The sequence below is a fragment of the Sphingobacterium griseoflavum genome, from assembly GCF_014653155.1.
Classification (GTDB): Bacteria; Bacteroidota; Bacteroidia; order Sphingobacteriales; family Sphingobacteriaceae; genus Sphingobacterium; species Sphingobacterium griseoflavum.
The window spans coordinates 1-18,436 of sequence record NZ_BNAF01000016.1; the positions used below are offsets into that span (position 1 = coordinate 1).

Below are 18,436 nucleotides of genomic sequence, written 5' to 3' on the forward strand. Positions count from 1 at the left end.
CCGTAACAGGTGGGAGAGTAGGTCGGTGCCTAATTTTAAACGAAGCCCCTTCAGGAAACTGGAGGGGCTTTTGTGTTTTATGCGCCATCTAATTTCGCATTACCCAATACGCACTACTTTCGATTAACAAAACGGCCTTCAGGAAGCCTGCAATTCACTTTTTAGTATTTTCTAAGCTGTGCATGCTACGTAGCATTCGCTTATCGGCAAACAAATACTTTCCTTTGATGGGCTTCAGAAACGCTCCTTCAGGTGTTTTCTTCCTGTTGTAGGACGTTTTGTTCTCTTCCGTGCCCGGTTTTTCCGTATCGGAGAACAACAGAATCTGCTTGCGCAGCATCAGGTTTTGTTTGACTGATGTCTTAATTGCATCTTCATAGACTTCAGTTATTCATTTTTGCATCAAATTGACAGCAGCGTGCTTCACGATCGGGAGAACGGACGGCTGCGCGCTGTTGGCGTTCTTCAGCATTCCTCAGGAAGGGAACAAAATGTTTGTGACAACCTGTTGTTTAGAGAGGATAGGTGTTTTTTTTAGTTAATTGAATTATCGGCTAAAGAATGCTACGTAGCATTCTTTAGCCGATCTTCGGCGGATCGACGTTGATGTTCAACAAGGTAACATTGATTTTTAAGTTGGTAACATTGATGTCCTACAGAGCCATACTGATTTTCTACAATGGAACACTGATGTTTGGTAACGAGACGTTGATGTCTCTTGACTACGTATTGACGGATGAGAATGTGATTTTGATATCCATGCTTGGATTGTTGAGATTGGGTTTAGCATTGTAAACAGGCACTTTCTACGGGAGGAAGCGGTTGCGTCAAATGAAAAGGGGCTGTACAAGGTCAACCGCTTATGGATAATAATAGTTATCTTTGTGGCGATGAGTACATTATTAGACAGCGGCGTCAAACCATATAATCACTATGGCGCTTATTTAAAGGAAAAGTATAAAGGGCAACGCGTATTTAAGGTTATAGTGGATGGCAACTTTACTTGTCCGAACCGAGATGGAAGTAAGGGCTTCGGAGGTTGTACATACTGCAACGTTGATTCCTTTACACCAGATACTGCACGCAAGATACCATCGATCCGTGAGCAGGTCGAGAGTGGTATTGAAAGAGCCCGGAAGTCCTACGCCGCTGAGAAATTTATCATCTATTTCCAGCCCAACACCAATACTTACGCGCCAACCCATCTACTAAAGATGATGTATGATGAGGCATTGAGTATAGATCCTGATAATACATTGGGACTTTCGGTAGGTACTCGGCCGGATTGTTTGGATTTTGAAAAAATAGCGCTATTGGAATCGTATACTGATCGTTTAGATGTCGATCTGGAAATGGGCATGGAATCGATCCACAATGACACCTTGGAAAGAATAAATCGTGGCTGTTCGCATGACGAATTTCTTGCCGCCATGCGTATGCTGGAACATACCAAACTGGAACTTTGTGTACACACTATTTTTGGCTTTCCGTGGGAAAGCGAGGAAATGATGTTAGCCTATGCGGATGAGATCAATAAGCAGAAACAGATCAAGTTTGTCAAGTTACACCATCTGCACATCGTGGAAGGGTCTATTATGGGCGTAAAATATAAACGTGAGCCTTTTAAGCTCTTTACTATCGAGGAATACACCGACTTTTTAGCGAAGTTTATTCCGCTTCTGCGGCCAGATATTATTATCCAACGCATCTTCGGCATCGCCGATAGGGAACTGTTGATCGCCCCAAATTGGGGATATCCGAAGTCGAAGATTCAAACCCATATTGATAAAGGCCTAGAAAGTCGCGGCGTGAAGCAGGGAAGCCTGTATTTCGGATAGCATAGAAAAAGGGATGCCCCCAAAATGGTACATCCCCCTTTCTTGCCGTATTCGATGTGTCCTACTTGGATCCTGCTAGGATATCACGTAAATTTGCTGGGGAGTAATTGATCGATTTCAGCGTTTTGTTGTCACCTTCTCGAAATACCAAAAATAGACCATCCACTTCCTTGTAATAGGATTGTACACCCTTGGCTAGGTAATGCGCTTGGGTAGCTTGGGCCTCTTCTTCTGATTGGCATGCTTTGCTCATATTGGAGCGCTGAACTTCTTCGAATAGGCTATTGAATTTATCCTTGAGACCAAATTCCAAAACAGCTCCAGATAGTACATATTGGATATCACATAGCGCGTCGGCGATTTCTATCATATCCTGATTTTCTATCGCTTCCTGTAGTTCCTTTAACTCTTCTGCAATTAAAGCAACACGGAGATCACAGCGGGATTGCGATGGAATAGTTGGTTCCTCAAGTATAGGATGTTGAAATGTCTTGTGAAATTCAGCTACGGACGTTAATGTTTTCGGGTCTGTCATGTTTCTTATTTTTTTGTTAAAAATACAAAAAGTTAAGGCAAGAAAAAAGGCACTCGTTGGAGTGCCTTCGGTTACTTTATCAAATGTTTTAGTTGAATAAGCTCACGTTCTTCCAGATATCTCCAGCGGCCGCGTGTCAAATCTTTTTTGGTAAGATTCGCATAAACTACGCGGTCTAGCTTCACCACTTCATAGCCCAAAGATTCAAATATACGCCTAACGACCCTGTTTTTCCCAGAGTGTATCTGTATGCCGATCTCCCGTTTGCTAGCCCCCATTACATAGCTCAGGTCATCAGGTTTAATTAAACCATCTTCCAGTTGAATACCAAATTGGATCTTGTTGAAGTCGCCTTGCGTAAGGTTCTTGTTCAGTTCCACATTGTATATTTTGCTGACGTTATTGCGTGGATGGGAAAGCTTCTCAGCAAGATTACCATCATTTGTCAATAACAATAATCCTGTCGTGTTTCGGTCAAGGCGTCCGACAGGGTAGATTCTTTCCTTTGTCGCTTTGGAAACCAGATGCATCACTGTACGACGTTCTTGCGGATCGTCTGTGGTCGTGATATAGTCTTTGGGTTTGTTCAGCAGGACGTAAACCATCTTTTCGCGTTTCAGACGCTCGTTATTGTATCGTATTTCGTCTGTAGCAGGATCTACCTTGGTACCCAATTCTGTGACGACGACACCATTAACGGAAACTACACCAGATTCAATAAGTTCGTCTGCTTTACGGCGTGAACAGATTCCTGCATTGGAAATATATCGATTTAAACGGATCAATCCATCGTCTTTTGGCTCTGCCGTTGCGATCTTCTTTCTTGGATGAAAAGTTTTTATGCCACTTTCGTTTTCATCAAATCGGTTTTTATAGGGGCGATCTGATTTTTCGAATCGTTTGTTGCTGTCGTATGGCTTGCGTTCGCGATCATCTCTGCCCGCAGAACGGCCTGTGCTGCTCCGTTGATCGGAGTCGCGTCTATCATTTTTCTCGAATTTATTATACGGACGATCATTATCTCTACGCTCACCCTTGTCAAACTTGTTGAAAGAGCGATTGCCATCCCGTTTGTCATTTCTGTCAAATTTGTTAAAGCTGCGATCGCCATCTTTACGTTCGCCTTTATCAAATTTGTTAAAAGGGCGGTCACTGTCCTTTCTTTCACGCTTGTCGAATTTGTTGAAGGGACGATCGTTATCTCTTCTTTCTCCTTTTTCGAACTTGTTGTATGGACGATCGGTGTCGTTCTTTTCGCGTTTGTCAAATTTACCAAATGGCTTGTCGGACGGTTTCCTTGCTGAGCGGTCAGCACTAGATTTACCGAAGCTACTTTTTGACGATGATTGTTGCGAACGACCACTCTTGGACCCGAAGCTGTCGGAGCTGCTTCTACCTTTTTTGGAGTTGTCATCACGACTGTTCCTATTATTGCTGAATGGCATATTTTTTTAGAATTAGGTTACAAAGGTAGTATTTTAATTGGAATACTGAAAAAAAAATGTAGAGCAGTCATTTCCAGTTGCAGGAGGTGTCAGCGGCTTTTTTAAACACGAAGGTCCATGCGGCTGGCTTTGGAAGTTTGGATCGTATAGAAAAGGTTTGTATATTTGTCGGCTGAAAATTGGACCAAGCTATTTTTGATCGATTCGGTGTTTCTTAACGAAGAAATTCCATATCGTGGATAGGTAGCAGTAAGGGATTGAATGATTAAAAAAAAGGTACTATGTTCTTCTATAGTTTTATCAGTGATGTTGCTGTCGAAACTATATACAAATGCAAACGCTTCATCTAAGAGAGACCCGATCAAGAAGGCTCTCCTAGAACAAGTAGAGAAAAAGAAAAAGGCGATCGCGATGTCGCCGGAAAAACAGAAGGAAGCTTACTACAGCTCTATTCGATTTGCCAACAAGCGTCTGCCACTACATAAACATACGGTGGAGACCAAATTTGAAAGGTATCTAGCAACCTTTTCCTATCGCAAGCAACAATCCTACGCGCTGCATGCGAAAGCCGCAAAACATCTTCCGAAGATCGCAACCATCTTAAAATCTTACGGCATCCCTGAGGATTTTAAATACATCCCACTTATAGAAAGTGACATGAATCCGCAAATAACTTCCCATCGCGGGGCAGGTGGATATTGGCAGTTTATGCCCGCTACCGCTCGATTGTATGGCTTGAAGGTTGGAGCAGGACTCGACGAGCGTAAAGATCTCGTGAAATCGACACACGCCGCGGCACGTTACCTAAAAAGCCTATATGGCGAGTTTAACGATTGGACCTTGGTTGCCGCAGCGTATAATATCGGTGGAGGTAGCCTCAAAGCAGCGATCCGTCGACAGGGCACCAGCGATTATTACAAATTGCGGTTAAACCAAGAAACGGGCTCGTATGTCTACAAATTGGCTTCCATGAAACAGGTTATCGAAAATCCGAATAAGCATGGCTATAAGCGTTATGCCAAACTGGATGATAAATACCAAAATATAAACGAACAGAACCTCCTGTAAAAGCAGGATATCTATAAAAAAAAGCCCTCCCGAGGGCTTTTTTTATGCCTTCACTTAATTTAAAAACGTTATAAATAGCCGTTTTTGATAGTGATAAAACTCATTTTTTTCTTGGGTGTCTATCATTAGAATGTCATGTTAAACGCTCTACTTTTACCGCAGAAAACAATAATAAAAGTATGCAGTTAGAGCGTTTTAATTATGACAATAGGATTGTGCGCGACTTTGGGGTAGCCACAATTATATGGGGCTTGGTCGGTATGTCCATCGGCTTGTTGGTGGCCTGTCAATTGATATGGCCAGAGATGAATTTCCTTACGCAATACACGACCTTTGGACGGGTGCGTCCCGTGCATACGAATGCCGTTATTTTCGCCTTTGTGGGGAATGGTATTTTTATGGGCGTGTATTACTCTTTACAGCGTGTGCTAAAAGCACGAATGTTTAGCGACGTGCTGAGTAAGGTCCATTTTTGGGGCTGGCAACTGGTTATCGTTGCTTCAGCAATTACATTGCCCTTAGGCTTAACCTCCTCGCATGAATACGCAGAAATGGAGTGGCCGATCGACATTGCGATCGCTGTGATCTGGGTAGTATTTGGAATTAATATGTTTGGTACTATTATCAAGCGTCGTGAGCGGCATATGTACGTGGCCGTATGGTTTTATATTGCAACCTTCGTGACGGTAGCTGTCCTCCACATTGTCAACTCTATACAGCTTCCTGTAAGCATGTGGAAGAGTTTTTATGTGTATGCCGGCGTACAGGATGCTTTGGTGCAGTGGTGGTACGGTCACAACGCTGTCGCTTTTTTCTTGACCACGCCCTATTTGGGGATGATGTATTACTTCCTGCCCAAGATGGCTAACCGTCCGGTGTATTCCTACAAGCTCAGTATTCTGCACTTTTGGTCTTTAATCTTTATCTACATATGGGCGGGGCCCCACCACTTGTTATATACGTCATTGCCTTCATGGGTTCAATCTTTAGGTGTGGTGTTTTCCATCATGTTGATCGCACCGAGCTGGGGTGGTATGATTAACGGCTTGCTGACACTGCGTGGCGCGTGGGATAAGGTACGGACGGAGCCGATGCTCAAATTTATGGTGGTAGCGCTTACCAGTTACGGGATGGCTACGTTTGAGGGACCAATGTTGTCATTGAAACAGGTGAATGCCATTGCCCATTTTACCGACTGGATTGTGGCGCACGTACACGTTGGCGCTTTGGGTTGGAATGGTTTTATGACCTTTGCCATATTATACTACCTTATTCCGCGTGTATACAAAACGACATTGTACTCCAAGAAGCTGGCCAATGTACACTTCTGGATAGGTACTTTGGGTATCCTGTTCTACGCCATCCCGATGTATTGGGCCGCGGTGGTGCAGGGCTTGATGTGGAAGGAATTTACGCCAGAGGGTGTGCTGAAATATCCCAACTTTTTGGCCACGACGTTGGAGATTATCCCGATGCACATGATGCGGGCCGTTGGTGGTGCCTTGTATTTAAGTGGCGCGATCATCATGACGTATAATTTGGTGAAAACTATCAAACAGGGCAGGCTGTTGGCTGATGAAGCTGCTGAGGCACCAGCCTTACTTCCTTTGATAACCATCGAGCATGCCCCGCATAGGCGATTGGAACGCAAACCTGTGCTTTTCATGGTGCTCGCGTTGATCGCTATCCTGATAGGTGGGATTGTCGAAATGATACCCACGTTCACGGTGAGCAGCAACGTGCCCACTATTGCTTCGGTGAAGCCCTACACCGCACTGGAACTGCAAGGGCGGGATCTGTACCTTCGTGAAGGCTGTGTAAACTGCCATTCACAGACCGTGCGCCCCTTCCGATCAGAGACCTCTCGTTATGGCGAATACAGTAAAGCTGGTGAATTCGTATACGATAGGCCATTCCTATGGGGGTCTAAACGTACAGGGCCTGACTTGCACCGTGTGGGCGGAAAGTATCCGCACAAATGGCATTTCGACCACTTGCTTGACCCCACGATCACTTCTCCAGGAAGTATTATGCCCGCTTATCCTTGGCTCATAGACCAACAGCTGGATAATACACTCTTGCAGGCAAAAATGCGCGCAATGCGCACCTTGGGCGTTCCTTATAGTACGCAGGAGATTGATCAGGCACTCGTCGATTTGGAGCAGCAAGCAGCAGCAATCAGCAAGGATTTAGCGGCTAATCAGGTTGAGGTGCGCCCTGATCGTGAAATTGTGGCAATGATAGCCTACCTGCAACGCTTAGGAACCGATATAAAAGCTGTAGCGAAAGAAGAAGCCACGGCGAACGCAAACCAATAATACAAAGGAGTAACTATGTTCAAGCAAATAACAAACCTACATGGTGATGAGATTTACCTCATCACTTCCTTATGGATTTTTCTGGTCTTTTTTATCCTAGTGGCCTGTATGCTCGTATGGATGAAAAAGGAACATGTGCATTACATGAGCGATATTCCGTTTGATGATGCGGAAGAAAAAAATGAGGAACCACTGAAAAGAAATTGAAATTATGAATACAGTATTATTAGCCATAGATAGCACGGCCAAGGCCGCCGAGTGGTATATGGGATCAGGGAACATATACAACGATGTGCTTATTATCGCACTTATTGTGGTTATGTTAGTGCTGCTCTCCTCATCTATTGTCGTACACCGGGCTTTTAAGGCTATTATAAAGCTTACCATGCCCCAGCTGGCGGCTGAAGAGGAAGCCAAGCGCGCCAAGAAAACAGATTGGCAGGCTGTTTGGAATCGGCTATTGAGCTTGCGCCCCTTGGCAGAGGAGAAAGATTTGGAAATCGATCATGCGTATGACGGGATTAAGGAGCTGGACAATCCTATTCCGGCATGGTTTAATGCGCTGTTCTACTCGACGATGACTTTTGGCCTGGTGTATTTGATGGTTTACCATGTGTTTGGATGGGGATTGAACCAAGAGCAGGAGTATAACAGAGAAGTGGTTTTGGCAGAGAAGGCCAAGCAGGAATATCTAGCGCAGGCAGCCAATCTGATCGATGAGACATCCATTACCGTGGATGAAAGCGGCGCTATGGCGGCGTCCGGAAAGGCGATCTTTATGGCTAACTGTGTTGCATGCCACGGAAATGCCGGAGAAGGGGGGATAGGCCCTAATTTAACGGATGAATATTGGCTGCATGGAGCGGATATTAAGGATATTTTCAAAGTCGTCAAATATGGCGTTGCTGCAAAAGGGATGGTCCCTTGGGAGCAAACCCTTACGCCAGCACAGATTGCTGAGGTAAGCAATTATATATACTCCTTGCGTGGCACCAACCCACCCAACGCCAAAGAGCCTCAAGGGGAAAAGGTCTTTTCAGACGAAACGGCTGTCGCGGACAACGTTGCAGGGGCAGAATAGTACAGTCAAACACCGAACACAGGGACGGAGGTTCCAGAACTAATGGAAAAAACAAATAATCAACCAACGGAAAAGCGCGAATGGATTTATGCTAAAAAGCCGAAAGGAAGGTATTATACCTATCGGCAGTGGGTCGGCTATCCCTTATTATTGTTTCTCTTTGCAGGTCCCTTCATAAAGATCAATGGCTATCCCTTCTTGATGTTCAATATTCTGGAACGTAAGTTTTCAATTTTCGGAACGCTGTTTTATCCGCAGGATCTGTACATTTTTGTATTCGGCATGCTAATAGTCATGGTATGCGTTGTGCTGTTCACCGTGGTCTACGGAAGGGTATGGTGCGGATGGACATGTCCACAGACTATTTTTATGGAACTGCTGTTTAGGCGTATCGAATATTGGATAGAGGGAGATTGGCAACAACAGAAAAAAAGCAACGAAGGGCCTGACTCCGATGCGCGTGCTTGGAAGAAATTTATAAAGCATGGCATTTTCCTCGCATTATCCTTTTTTATATCCAACATCTTTCTGGCCTATATCATTGGTGTCGAAAGTCTTCAGGAAATTATATTCGATCCGGTATCTGCGCATTTTGCAGGATTTACAGCCATCCTGTTGTTTACATTGATCTTCTATGCCGTGTTTGCCCATGTGCGGGAGATGGTCTGTACGACTATATGCCCTTACGGGCGCCTACAAGGCGTTCTATTAGACGATCAGAGTATTACGGTGGCTTACGACGTGAAGCGTGGTGAGCCGCGCCGTATGAAGAAACGTATGGAGCAGCAGGGGACGGTGGGAGATTGTGTAGACTGCAAACTGTGTGTTCATGTTTGTCCTACAGGGATCGATATCCGGAACGGCCTGCAAATGGAGTGTGTGAGTTGCACCGCCTGCATCGACGCCTGCGACGCGGTGATGGTCAAGATCGGCAAGCCCGCTGGCTTGATTGGCTTTTATCCGACGGCCAAAGTATTGAACAAGGACGGTTACAGGAAAAGGAACTTTCGTGCAGTAGCATATTCTACTGTGTTGTGTGTACTTATCGCTGTTTTTGCGTTACTGTTGTTTAACCGGTCTGCAATCGATGGACGTTTGTTACGGGCAAATGGTAGTAGTTACCTGTTGAAAGACGATGACACAGTGGGAAACCTCTACACGCTGGAGCTGGTCAACAAGTCCGGTAAAGAGATGGTGTTTGTACTCGAAAGTGTCGATGCTCGCTATACGCTGCAGCAAGTCAATCCAATCCATTCGCTGAAAAAAGATGGCGCGGCTACGTTAAGTTTTTTCCTGTTTATGGATCGGAAAGAGGTGGAACAGTACAAGCAAAATGTGAAAGTTAAAATCGTGTCGGCGGGTCAATCGGTACATGTGATGAAAACGACATTTATTGCCCCGTTGCCGCCTAAATAAGAAGAAGATGAACTGGGGGATAAAAATAATTATTGGCTTGGGAAGCTTTATGCTGTTTATCGTCGGTGCCGGTGTTTATATGGTCGTCAAGGATACGGATAGCCTAGAGGAAAGCGATTACTATGAGAAAAGCTTAACCTACGACCATGTGTACGCCGAAAGGCAAAATCTGCTGAAAGACCACGCAGAACCTACGGTTCAAGTCTTAGGGGATACCCTGTGCTTGGAATTTAGAGACACGCACAACCAGGGGTTCCTGAAGCTTAAACGTCCTTCGGACAGCTCTTTGGATGTGACATTGCCTTTTGCGACGACTCAAGGGAGCTACAAAATAGCAATTAGCTCCTTTGAGAAAGGCAATTGGCAGATGGAAATATCTTGGAAGAATGACCACACATCCTATTTGTCGGATCACAGCTTATATTTTTAAGCCATGACCTACCATCATCTCGCTTTTTTTATGGGTCTATTTGCCAGCCTGCATTGTGTGGCGATGTGTGGCCCCCTTATTTTGGCTATAGATAGACAGCTGGGGTTTAACTGGCGGATATTTATGCATCGTGTGCTCTATCAGCTAGGACGGGTGTTAATGTACGGTCTTTTGGGATTGCTGCTTGGCTCTGTAGGGAGTCTAGCGGTGATGCGGGGCTGGCAACAAGGTTTCAGTATGCTGATGGGGATTGTTTTGCTTCTTATAGGACTATTATTTCTGTTTGGCAAGCGCAATACATCCGTTGCGGCATGGCAGACTCGTGCACTAGCTCCTTTCGCCAAACTGATGGGGAGGTGGCTGAACATGCCTGGCGGCGTTTTTTTAGCGGGACTGCTGCATGGACTTTTGCCATGTGGGATGGTCTATATGGCACTGGCATCCGCAATGAGTGCTGACTCGATGATGGATAGCTCCTTGTTCATGCTGTTTTTTGGTGTGGGTACTTTGCCTTTACTGGTGCTGTTTTCCTTTATCGCAGGCATGCCGAAATCGCTGTTCAAGCGAGGCTTTACTCGGCTAATGCCCTTTTTATATCTTTTGATGGGTGTTTGGTTTATTCTGCGCGGGGCAAATTTGGATATTCCGTATCTAAGCCCTTTGTTGCATGTGGAAGGAGCCATCCATTGCGCATAGAAAGAAATGGCGGTACAAGAGCTGTTTTGCTGTACCGCCATTTCATGTTTTTAAAGTAGCTGCTATCTATCGCCAGCCGCCACCCAACGAGCGATACAGATCCACATAGGCCTGCAGTTGTTTGGCCCCGAGATCGACCAGAGAAAGCTCACTATCCAACGCATTGCTTTGTGCCGTGATGACTTCTAAGTAGGTTGCATATCCCCCTTTGAACAGTAAGGAAGCATTTCTGACCGCTAGTTGAGAATTTTCCACCCTTTTTCTAGCGAGCTTCAGCTGTTCCACCTGCTTTTCCACAGTCACGACAGCATTTGAAACCTCAGAGACCGCTTCCATGACGGTCTGTTGCAAGGCAATCTCCGCTTTGTCGCGTTCCAGTTTTGCGACTTCATACTCGTTTTTTAGCCGGCCATTGCGAAAGATCGGCGCCGTCAAGTTGCCAGCTATGCCACCCAAAAGCGCACCCGGAATATTGAACCAATTTTTCGGTAGCATGGCATTGACACCAAACACCCCATTTAAGGAAAGCTGTGGATAGCGCAAAATTTGCTGTATGTTCATTTGCGCGTTCGCTGATATAAGCATGTATTCGGCACGTTTGATATCTGGACGGTTGCGAACAATCTCTACAGGGGAGCCCAATGTGATGCCATTGTCCGTATTCATCAAGCTATCTATCCTTTTGTTGCGTCCTACTGCAGCTGGCATTTGGCCGATCAGCACCCGCAGTGCGTTTTCCTGTAAAGCGATTTCCTTTTCGATTTCCGGTACAAGAGAGGCTGCCAGTAAGCGTTGTGACTCCGTTTGCTGGATCGCCAAGGCAGTAATCTCGCCAGCGTCAAACTGCAACTTGATCATGCGAAGGGTGCTGTCATTCAATGTCAAGTTTCGTTTGGCGACCTCTATCTGAGCATCTAGCATGATCAAATTGAAATAGCCCTTTGCAATATCGGACACAAGCATGGTTTGTATCGCATTTTTGGCTTCGTAAGAGTCTAGAAATTCCGCAGTGAGCTGATCCTTCCTATTGGCTATTCGCCCCCAAATATCCAGTTCCCAACCAAACTCCACACCCGAGGCAAATTGCGATTGATAATTGAACAGCTTTTCCGGAGCCTCAGATCCTTCTTGAGTATACCACTTGGAGGATGGCGCGCCGTAAAAATCTCTTGATCGATATTGCCGGTTTACCGTGGCTATATTCCCATCGAGTGAGGGAAGGTATTCGAGGCGATTTTGACGTAGATTTCGGTTGGCGATTTCGATATTTTTCAACGCTGTGCGCATATCATAGTTATTTGCTAGCCCGCTATCGATAAGGGATAAGAGCTGAGGGTCATGAAAGAAATCCCGCCAGGATATATGTCCAAAGATAACGGTGTCATTGCTATAGGTAATCGTGTCTCCTCGAAAATCCTTGGGTAGACCCAGCTCAGGTTGTTGATACGATTTGCCGACTTTGCAGGCGGATACTGTAAAGAGCAAAATTGCAATAACCCATAGATGAATAAATTTTATATACGTCATGTCTTACTCCTCCGTTTTAAATCGTTGTTTTACCTTTTCGTCCAGCGTCTTGAAGACGACGAAAAGCATGGGGATGATAAATATGCCGAACACCACGCCAGCCAGCATACCGCCGGCGGCACTAAAGCTGATCGAGTGGTTTCCGATGGCTGATGGGCCTACGGTCCACATCAACGGTATTAGGCCAGCAACAAAAGCTAGAGATGTCATTAAGATAGGCCTTAAGCGAAGTTTAGCACCCATGATGGCGGCGTTATAAACGCTCATTCCTTTATCGCGTTGTTGCACCGCAAATTCGACAATAAGGATCGCGTTTTTTGCCAGCAGTCCGATGAGCATAATGAGCCCCACCTGTACATAGATATTATTTTGCAATCCGGCCAAAAAGACTGTTACAAAAACACCGATTAGCCCCACCGGTACGGATAGCAGCACCGCCCAAGGTAAGATGTAGCTTTCGTATTGTGCGGACAGCAAAAAATAAACGAACAGCAAACTGAGACCGAAAATCAGTATCGTCTGGGAGCCCGACTGGCTTTCCTCAAATGACATACCGGTCCACTCATAGCCATAATTTCCGGGAAGCTGCTGATCTGCAAGCCGTTCAATTGCATCCATGGCATCTCCGGTGCTAAAGCCGGGCGCTGGTGTAGCATTCACCGTGATGGCGTTATAGAGGTTGTATCGCGAGATCGTTTCAGGACCTATCACCTTCTTGAGTGTCATCAACGTACTAACGGGAACCATCGCACCGTCCTTGTTTCGAACGAATATCGAGTTTAACGATTCCGGATCGGTACGATAATCGAAATCAGACTGCATATAAACTCGATACGTTCGCCCGAAACGGTTGAAGTCGCCGGCATTGATACGTGCAAAATACATCCTGATGGTGTTCATCATTTCCCGTATATCAACACCTAAACTTTTTGCTTTCACGACGTCGATATCAGCTTCATATTGTGGGAAATTGGAAGCGAAGGATGTGTAGGCATTTGCTATCTCAGGAAGGTCATTGATTTGATTGATAAAGGTATCGGCCACTAAATCGAAATCGCGGATGTCGCCTCCTAAACGGTCCTGCAGCACTAGTTCCAAACCGGCGAAATCACCAAATCCTTGCACGGTTGGCCGGGGAAATACTTTGAAAGTGGCCTCATTTATCTGTGCTAGATCGGCACTAACACTATCCATGAAAGCGTTTATGGACGGAATATCTCTCCGTTCTCGATGCGGCTTAAGGTTGATATATCCAGCAGCAAAAGCGGGGCTCGTGCCTCCATCGAGGGCATTAAAGCCAGATACCGTTGTCATGCCCGCGACATCATCGTATTTTTGCAGAATGCTGTCGGCTTTACGCAGTACGGCGGTTGTACGCGAAAGGGAAGCACCCGGCGGCATCACCAATGCGTAGGTTACAAAGCCGTCGTCTTCGGTAGGGATAAAGCTTTTCGGCGTCTTGATCAACAAAAATACGCCTATGGCCGTAATGCCAATAAGGCTTAGCCATGCTACTTTTTTATGGCCGATTAAATATTTCACAGCGATAATGTATTTCGCCGTCAATCGATCGAAGGCTACATTAAAAGCCTGGAAGAATCGATTTTTATACCGATTGAACTTATTTTGTTTTATCGGCGCGTCCGGACGATCTTCATCCGACTTGACCGGTTTCAGGAGCAGGGCGCAGAGTGCAGGGCTTAACGTAAGCGCATTGAGAGCGGAGATAAGGATAGCCGTGGCCAAGGTATATGCAAACTGCCGATAAAAAATGCCGGCGGGTCCTTCCATGAATCCCACGGGAAGGAATACTGCGGCCATGACCATGGTAATGGAGAGGATGGCGCCCGTTATTTCAGACATTGTTTGTAGGGTTGCTGCCTTTGCTTTCATCCCGGTATCATGCATCTTCTGGTGTATGGCCTCTACGACCACAATGGCATCATCTACCACGATTCCGATAGCCAGTACCAGGGCAAACATGGTCAATACGTTCAACGAAAAGCCAAATAAACTTAAGAAGAAAAAAGTGCCGACCAAGGAAACGGGAATAGCGATTGCCGGGATCAACGTCGATCGGAAGTCCTGTAGGAAGATGAATACAATAATAAATACCAGAATAAAAGCTTCAAAGAGCGTGTGTTTTACCTGGCTGATAGATTCATCGATCTGATCACGCACGCTGTAGGAGATCTCATAATGTATCCCTTTGGGGAACGATTTAGACATATCTTGCAGCACTTCGCGTACCTGCATATCTATGGCGTGTGCGTTCGATCCACTGGTTTGCGTGATGTTAAGTGTCAAGCCAGGAAATCCGTTTACTTTGTTGTCGCTACCCAAGTTGGTCGCACCGAATTCTATCCGCGCAATATCTTTTAAATACAGTACCGAACCATCCTTATTGGTTTTGATGACCATATTTTCAAACTCTTCCGGTTTGGAAAACCTTCCTTTATGCTTAATGACGGTTTCGAACACCTCGTCGGATGTCTCCCCGAATTTACCGGGTGCAATCTCGAAGTTTTGATCGCTTAGGGATTTGGTAATATCTTGGGGCACTAAATTATAGACGGCAAGCTTTTCCGGGTTAAGCCACACACGCATGGAATAATCGCGGGCACCGATACGAGAGACTTGCGCTACACCATCCACCCGCAACAAGGGGCGGATCATATTGATCTGTGCGAAGGCCTGTAGGAAGGTTTCATCATACACAGAGTCCTTGTGGTCCGAGTAGAGATTGATCGTCATAATGGCACCACTCTGCCTAGGTTGCACCGTGATACCATTTTCATTCACCTCTGCCGGAATGGTGCTGATTGCTTTGGATATCCTCGTTTGCACATTGACGGAGGCAATATCGGGATTGGTTCCCGTTTTGAAAAATACCTGTATTGAACCGGCGCCAGAGTTACTGGCTGAGGAGCGAATATACGTCATGTCCTCCACGCCGTTGATAGCTTCTTCTACGGGGAGAAGCACACTTTCGGCAACTGTTTCTGAATTTGCGCCTGGATAACTCAACGAAACAACCACGCTCGGTGGTGCAATTTCCGGAAATCGGCTTATGGGAAGGGTTTTTAGCCCAACCAATCCTAAGATGACCAAAATCAACGAAACGACAGTAGCCAGAATAGGTCTATTGACAAATGTTTTTAACATATAAGTTTTTTATAGGGAGAATGGCCCTGCCACTACGCATTGAACTGCTAGGGGGGGGCAAGCAAATATAAACATATTGGAAAATGCGCCTATCTCTTTATGGGATAGGCACAACGCTCGAGCCATCCGTTATCTTATCCAAACCAGCGAGCAGTACACGGTCTCCACGGTTTAGGCCAGATTCCACGATATAATTGTCTTTGCTTTTCCCTTTTATCGTAATTGAACGCCTTTCGGCTTTATTGTTCTTGTTCAAGACGTACACGAAAGTGCGGTCTTGGAGCTCGCTTGTCGCGATTTGCGGGATTTGGATCACCCCACGCTTTACTTCAGAAATCTTCAACGTACCCGTGCTTCCACTACGAAGAATGTTTTCGGTATTGACGAACGATGCACGTAACGAAATGGCTCCTGTTGTGCGATCTACCTGTCCGTTTACGGCATCGACCCTTCCTTTCTTCACATATTCTTCGCCATCGGCCAGTATGAGTGTTGCCTCCGGAAAGCTCAATTGGTTGTTGCGTAGCTTGATGCCGGCAGCACTATCTTGTTTGGCTTTCAACTTGGTGAAATACAGAAAATCCGATTCATTCATCGAAAAATAGACGAAAACTTCCTGTACATCAGACAAGACCGTCAACGGCTCACTATCCCCTTTGCCTACGAGATTGCCTACGCGTTTCGGAATCCTTCCGATGTAACCGCTGACTGGGGCGGTCAATATGGTGAACTCTTTGTTTATCTGCGCGCTACGCACAGCTGCGGTCGCTTGGTCCAATGAGGCCATGGCCACATCGTATTCTGACCTAGCGGTTTGCAAACGAACTTCGGAGATGACATCGTTGTCTACCAATGGCCGTAATCGTTCAACCTCGAGTTTCGCATTCTCCAATTTTGCTTTGGCGACATTTTGCGTTGCCACCATATTATTAAGTACTTCTTGATAGGCAGACGCATCTATTTTAAACAACTTCTGTCCTTTTTGTACAAAAGCGCCTTCATCTACATAAATTTCTTGCAATATACCCTCCACTTGCGGACGCACTTCCACATTCACTTTCCCCTCAATGGTTCCCAAATAATCTTTGACGGTTACCGCATCACTGATGTCGACCGTATGAACGGGTAATGCGAGGGGCTTATTGCTGTTTTCTTTTTCTTCGGATTTGCTGGTACTGCAATTCGTTAGGCCTATGGAAGCCGCGAGAAGTGTACAAACAAAAGCAAGGTGTTTTAATTTTGAATTTTTTAAATTCATCTCTTCTTATTAACTTGTATGACCTGTAAAAATTGTAACGGTTTAGTTACATAATGTATTGCAAGTATAACGCTTTTTATTGGCATAATGTTGCCGCTTTAACAATTCTTAACGTTGCCTATTTGGCTTGTAATTCAATTTAGTGTTTAATAATTCGTTTTGGCCGACCGTTGATGGAATACGTACAAATAGCCTTTAAATTCGCCCAGCAATGGTATTGGGTACCATTGTTTTTTTTGTATTTTGGTGTTATTAGCACTATCCTTATTGAAAACAGAAATCCAACGAAGACGATTTCTTGGGTGCTGGTTATTGCGTTTTTGCCAGTGATTGGCCTGCTAATTTACTATTTATTTGGTCAAAAATTCCAAAAAGTTAAGCGAATCAAACGTGTGAATGAGGCGCAGGCAGATCGGTTGAAGAAGGAATGGCAAAATTTGGAGCCATTTATGGACAAGGACATTGCGCGGATCAACAGCAGCATCGGCGATCTCGCGCGTGTATTCAGTTTCCTAAAAAACGAACGCCTATCGTCGCCGACCGTAGGGAATAGGGTAAAACTGCTGATCAACGGGGAGCAAAAATTTCCAGATTTGCTGGCCACGATAGCTGCGGCAAAGCACTCGATACACCTTGAATATTACATATTTGAGCTAGACGAGATTGGCCTGTCGATTTTAAATGCGTTGGAGATTAAAGCCCGAAACGGTATACACGTCCGGTTATTGGTAGATAGCATTGGCTCGCCTGCTTTGGTTAAGTACCTTAGCAAGTATGGCACGTCTGCTATCGCTTTTCGTTCTTTTATGCCCGTGACGTTCACTTCGCTTGCCAACAGCAATTACCGAAACCATCGTAAAGTAGCGGTGATAGATGGTGCGGTGGGGTATGTTGGCGGAATCAATATTTCTGATCGCTATATAAATCGGCCTGATCGTGCGCGTCAGCTCTACTGGCGCGATACGGCTGTCAAGATCGAGGGGCCTGCGGTCAATATGTTGCAAATCGGTTTTTGGAATTCGTGGAATCTGGCGGATGGACATCCATTTTTATTGAGCGATGGTTATCTGCGAAACATTCCGAAGGAAGCGAAGAAGGGGATTGCGGCTACGGCGTTTGTATCGAGCGATCCGGCATCTATAGCACCGTACAATATGGAAGCCATGCTCATCGCCATTGGCGAAGCTGACAAAAAAATACAGCTCGTAACGCCCTACTATATCCCTAGCGACGAATTGGCGACAGCACTACAGGTAGCTGCTGCGGCAGGATTGGAAGTCGAGCTTATGCTGCCGGAGACTTCTGACTCCTACATCGTGCAGCACGCCAGTTTATCGTTTATCAAACCTCTCTTGCAACGCGGCGTAAAGGTCTACTTTTACCAAAAGGGGTTTATACACGCCAAAACAATCAATATTGATGGAAAGCTTTCTTTTATCGGTACGGTCAACCTAGACACACGCAGTTTTTACATCAACTATGAGATAGCCGCTGTTGTTTCGGATCCTGTTCTCTGCCATGAATTGGAGGATCGGTTTGAGTTGGACAAGGCGGACTGCCAGCGGATGACGCTTTCCGAATGGAAGAAGCGGAAAGCTTGGAAACGCGGGCTTGATTCCGTCTGCCGTTTGCTGGCGCCATTGTTATAAGCTGTTAAAT

General features: G+C 45.6%; 16 protein-coding genes. 10 read left to right on the forward strand and 6 right to left on the reverse strand.

Translation table 11 applies throughout. The annotated features are described in order from the left end of the window. Positions 1 to 154: 154 nt before the first annotated feature. Complete coding sequence (locus tag IE165_RS16935; RefSeq protein WP_189627840.1) at positions 155 to 340, reverse strand: hypothetical protein; 186 nt, start codon at positions 338 to 340, stop codon at positions 155 to 157. Between the two features lie 308 nt (positions 341 to 648). Between IE165_RS16935 and IE165_RS16940 the strand changes: the two genes are divergently transcribed. Together IE165_RS16940 and mnmL are read left to right on the forward strand one after the other, a co-directional pair. Beyond that, positions 649 to 795 carry a hypothetical protein gene (locus IE165_RS16940; RefSeq protein ID WP_189627841.1) on the forward strand — a complete coding sequence of 49 codons (147 nt, stop codon included), beginning with the start codon at positions 649 to 651 and terminating at the stop codon, positions 793 to 795. Positions 796 to 890: 95 nt separating this feature from the next. After that, entirely contained in the window at positions 891 to 1,838 is a 948-nt protein-coding gene (gene mnmL, locus IE165_RS16945; protein ID WP_189627842.1) for a tRNA modification radical SAM protein MnmL/YtqA, read from the forward strand. Positions 1,839 to 1,899: 61 nt separating this feature from the next. On the opposite strand, the gene IE165_RS16950 is transcribed toward mnmL, so the two are convergent. Then, entirely contained in the window at positions 1,900 to 2,373 is a 474-nt protein-coding gene (locus IE165_RS16950; protein ID WP_189627843.1) for a pyrophosphohydrolase domain-containing protein, read from the reverse strand. Between the two features lie 71 nt (positions 2,374 to 2,444). Next, on the reverse strand, positions 2,445 to 3,818 hold the full coding sequence (locus tag IE165_RS16955; protein ID WP_189627844.1) for a pseudouridine synthase: 1,374 nt from the start codon (positions 3,816 to 3,818) through the stop codon (positions 2,445 to 2,447). 306 nt (positions 3,819 to 4,124) lie between these two features. On the opposite strand from IE165_RS16955, the gene IE165_RS16960 reads away from it, so the two are divergent. The 7 genes from IE165_RS16960 (at position 4,125) to IE165_RS16990 (ending at position 10,827) form a co-directional block, all read left to right on the forward strand. Next, complete coding sequence (locus tag IE165_RS16960) at positions 4,125 to 4,886, forward strand: lytic transglycosylase domain-containing protein (RefSeq protein ID WP_229826624.1); 762 nt, start codon at positions 4,125 to 4,127, stop codon at positions 4,884 to 4,886. 179 nt (positions 4,887 to 5,065) lie between these two features. Continuing rightward, the gene (gene ccoN / locus IE165_RS16965) at positions 5,066 to 7,204 is read left to right on the forward strand and encodes a cytochrome-c oxidase, cbb3-type subunit I (RefSeq protein ID WP_189627846.1); all 2,139 of its coding nucleotides are present in this window, start codon (positions 5,066 to 5,068) and stop codon (positions 7,202 to 7,204) included. 15 nt (positions 7,205 to 7,219) lie between these two features. Further along, positions 7,220 to 7,411: a hypothetical protein gene (locus IE165_RS16970; protein WP_189627847.1), complete on the forward strand. Its 192-nt coding sequence runs from the start codon at positions 7,220 to 7,222 to the stop codon at positions 7,409 to 7,411. A 4-nt stretch (positions 7,412 to 7,415) separates the two neighbouring features. Continuing rightward, positions 7,416 to 8,285: a cbb3-type cytochrome c oxidase N-terminal domain-containing protein gene (locus IE165_RS16975; RefSeq protein WP_189627848.1), complete on the forward strand. Its 870-nt coding sequence runs from the start codon at positions 7,416 to 7,418 to the stop codon at positions 8,283 to 8,285. Positions 8,286 to 8,327: 42 nt separating this feature from the next. Then, the gene (ccoG, locus tag IE165_RS16980; RefSeq protein ID WP_189627849.1) at positions 8,328 to 9,701 is read left to right on the forward strand and encodes a cytochrome c oxidase accessory protein CcoG; all 1,374 of its coding nucleotides are present in this window, start codon (positions 8,328 to 8,330) and stop codon (positions 9,699 to 9,701) included. Between the two features lie 7 nt (positions 9,702 to 9,708). Continuing rightward, positions 9,709 to 10,131, forward strand: coding sequence for a FixH family protein (locus IE165_RS16985; RefSeq protein WP_189627850.1), 423 nt, complete (start codon positions 9,709 to 9,711; stop codon positions 10,129 to 10,131). A 3-nt stretch (positions 10,132 to 10,134) separates the two neighbouring features. After that, positions 10,135 to 10,827 carry a sulfite exporter TauE/SafE family protein gene (locus IE165_RS16990; RefSeq protein WP_189627851.1) on the forward strand — a complete coding sequence of 231 codons (693 nt, stop codon included), beginning with the start codon at positions 10,135 to 10,137 and terminating at the stop codon, positions 10,825 to 10,827. Between the two features lie 66 nt (positions 10,828 to 10,893). Here the strand turns inward: IE165_RS16990 and IE165_RS16995 are convergent, their stop codons facing one another. From IE165_RS16995 to IE165_RS17005, 3 genes are all read right to left on the reverse strand, one after another. Then, positions 10,894 to 12,354, reverse strand: a complete 1,461-nt coding sequence (locus tag IE165_RS16995) for an efflux transporter outer membrane subunit (RefSeq protein ID WP_189627852.1) — start codon at positions 12,352 to 12,354, stop codon at positions 10,894 to 10,896. Between the two features lie 3 nt (positions 12,355 to 12,357). Further along, the gene (locus tag IE165_RS17000) at positions 12,358 to 15,519 is read right to left on the reverse strand and encodes an efflux RND transporter permease subunit (protein ID WP_189627853.1); all 3,162 of its coding nucleotides are present in this window, start codon (positions 15,517 to 15,519) and stop codon (positions 12,358 to 12,360) included. A 97-nt stretch (positions 15,520 to 15,616) separates the two neighbouring features. Further along, positions 15,617 to 16,777: an efflux RND transporter periplasmic adaptor subunit gene (locus tag IE165_RS17005; protein ID WP_189627854.1), complete on the reverse strand. Its 1,161-nt coding sequence runs from the start codon at positions 16,775 to 16,777 to the stop codon at positions 15,617 to 15,619. Between the two features lie 173 nt (positions 16,778 to 16,950). Between IE165_RS17005 and cls the strand changes: the two genes are divergently transcribed. Continuing rightward, the gene (gene cls / locus IE165_RS17010) at positions 16,951 to 18,426 is read left to right on the forward strand and encodes a cardiolipin synthase (RefSeq protein ID WP_189627855.1); all 1,476 of its coding nucleotides are present in this window, start codon (positions 16,951 to 16,953) and stop codon (positions 18,424 to 18,426) included. Positions 18,427 to 18,436 lie beyond the last annotated feature (10 nt).

Bases quoted from the DNA above. Each gene is read 5' to 3' on its own strand.
- IE165_RS16950 (WP_189627843.1), bottom strand. From the start codon at position 2,373: ATGACAGACCCGAAAACATTAACGTCCGTAGCTGAATTTCACAAGACA.
- IE165_RS17005 (WP_189627854.1), bottom strand. From the start codon at position 16,777: ATGAATTTAAAAAATTCAAAATTAAAACACCTTGCTTTTGTTTGTACA.
- IE165_RS16970 (WP_189627847.1), top strand. From the start codon at position 7,220: ATGTTCAAGCAAATAACAAACCTACATGGTGATGAGATTTACCTCATC.
- IE165_RS16960 (WP_229826624.1), top strand. From the start codon at position 4,125: ATGTTGCTGTCGAAACTATATACAAATGCAAACGCTTCATCTAAGAGA.
- IE165_RS16985 (WP_189627850.1), top strand. From the start codon at position 9,709: ATGAACTGGGGGATAAAAATAATTATTGGCTTGGGAAGCTTTATGCTG.
- IE165_RS16935 (WP_189627840.1), bottom strand. From the start codon at position 340: ATGCTGCGCAAGCAGATTCTGTTGTTCTCCGATACGGAAAAACCGGGC.
- IE165_RS17000 (WP_189627853.1), bottom strand. From the start codon at position 15,519: ATGTTAAAAACATTTGTCAATAGACCTATTCTGGCTACTGTCGTTTCG.
- IE165_RS16955 (WP_189627844.1), bottom strand. From the start codon at position 3,818: ATGCCATTCAGCAATAATAGGAACAGTCGTGATGACAACTCCAAAAAA.
- ccoG (WP_189627849.1), top strand. From the start codon at position 8,328: ATGGAAAAAACAAATAATCAACCAACGGAAAAGCGCGAATGGATTTAT.
- IE165_RS16990 (WP_189627851.1), top strand. From the start codon at position 10,135: ATGACCTACCATCATCTCGCTTTTTTTATGGGTCTATTTGCCAGCCTG.
- IE165_RS16975 (WP_189627848.1), top strand. From the start codon at position 7,416: ATGAATACAGTATTATTAGCCATAGATAGCACGGCCAAGGCCGCCGAG.
- mnmL (WP_189627842.1), top strand. From the start codon at position 891: ATGAGTACATTATTAGACAGCGGCGTCAAACCATATAATCACTATGGC.
- ccoN (WP_189627846.1), top strand. From the start codon at position 5,066: ATGCAGTTAGAGCGTTTTAATTATGACAATAGGATTGTGCGCGACTTT.
- cls (WP_189627855.1), top strand. From the start codon at position 16,951: ATGGAATACGTACAAATAGCCTTTAAATTCGCCCAGCAATGGTATTGG.
- IE165_RS16995 (WP_189627852.1), bottom strand. From the start codon at position 12,354: ATGACGTATATAAAATTTATTCATCTATGGGTTATTGCAATTTTGCTC.
- IE165_RS16940 (WP_189627841.1), top strand. From the start codon at position 649: ATGTCCTACAGAGCCATACTGATTTTCTACAATGGAACACTGATGTTT.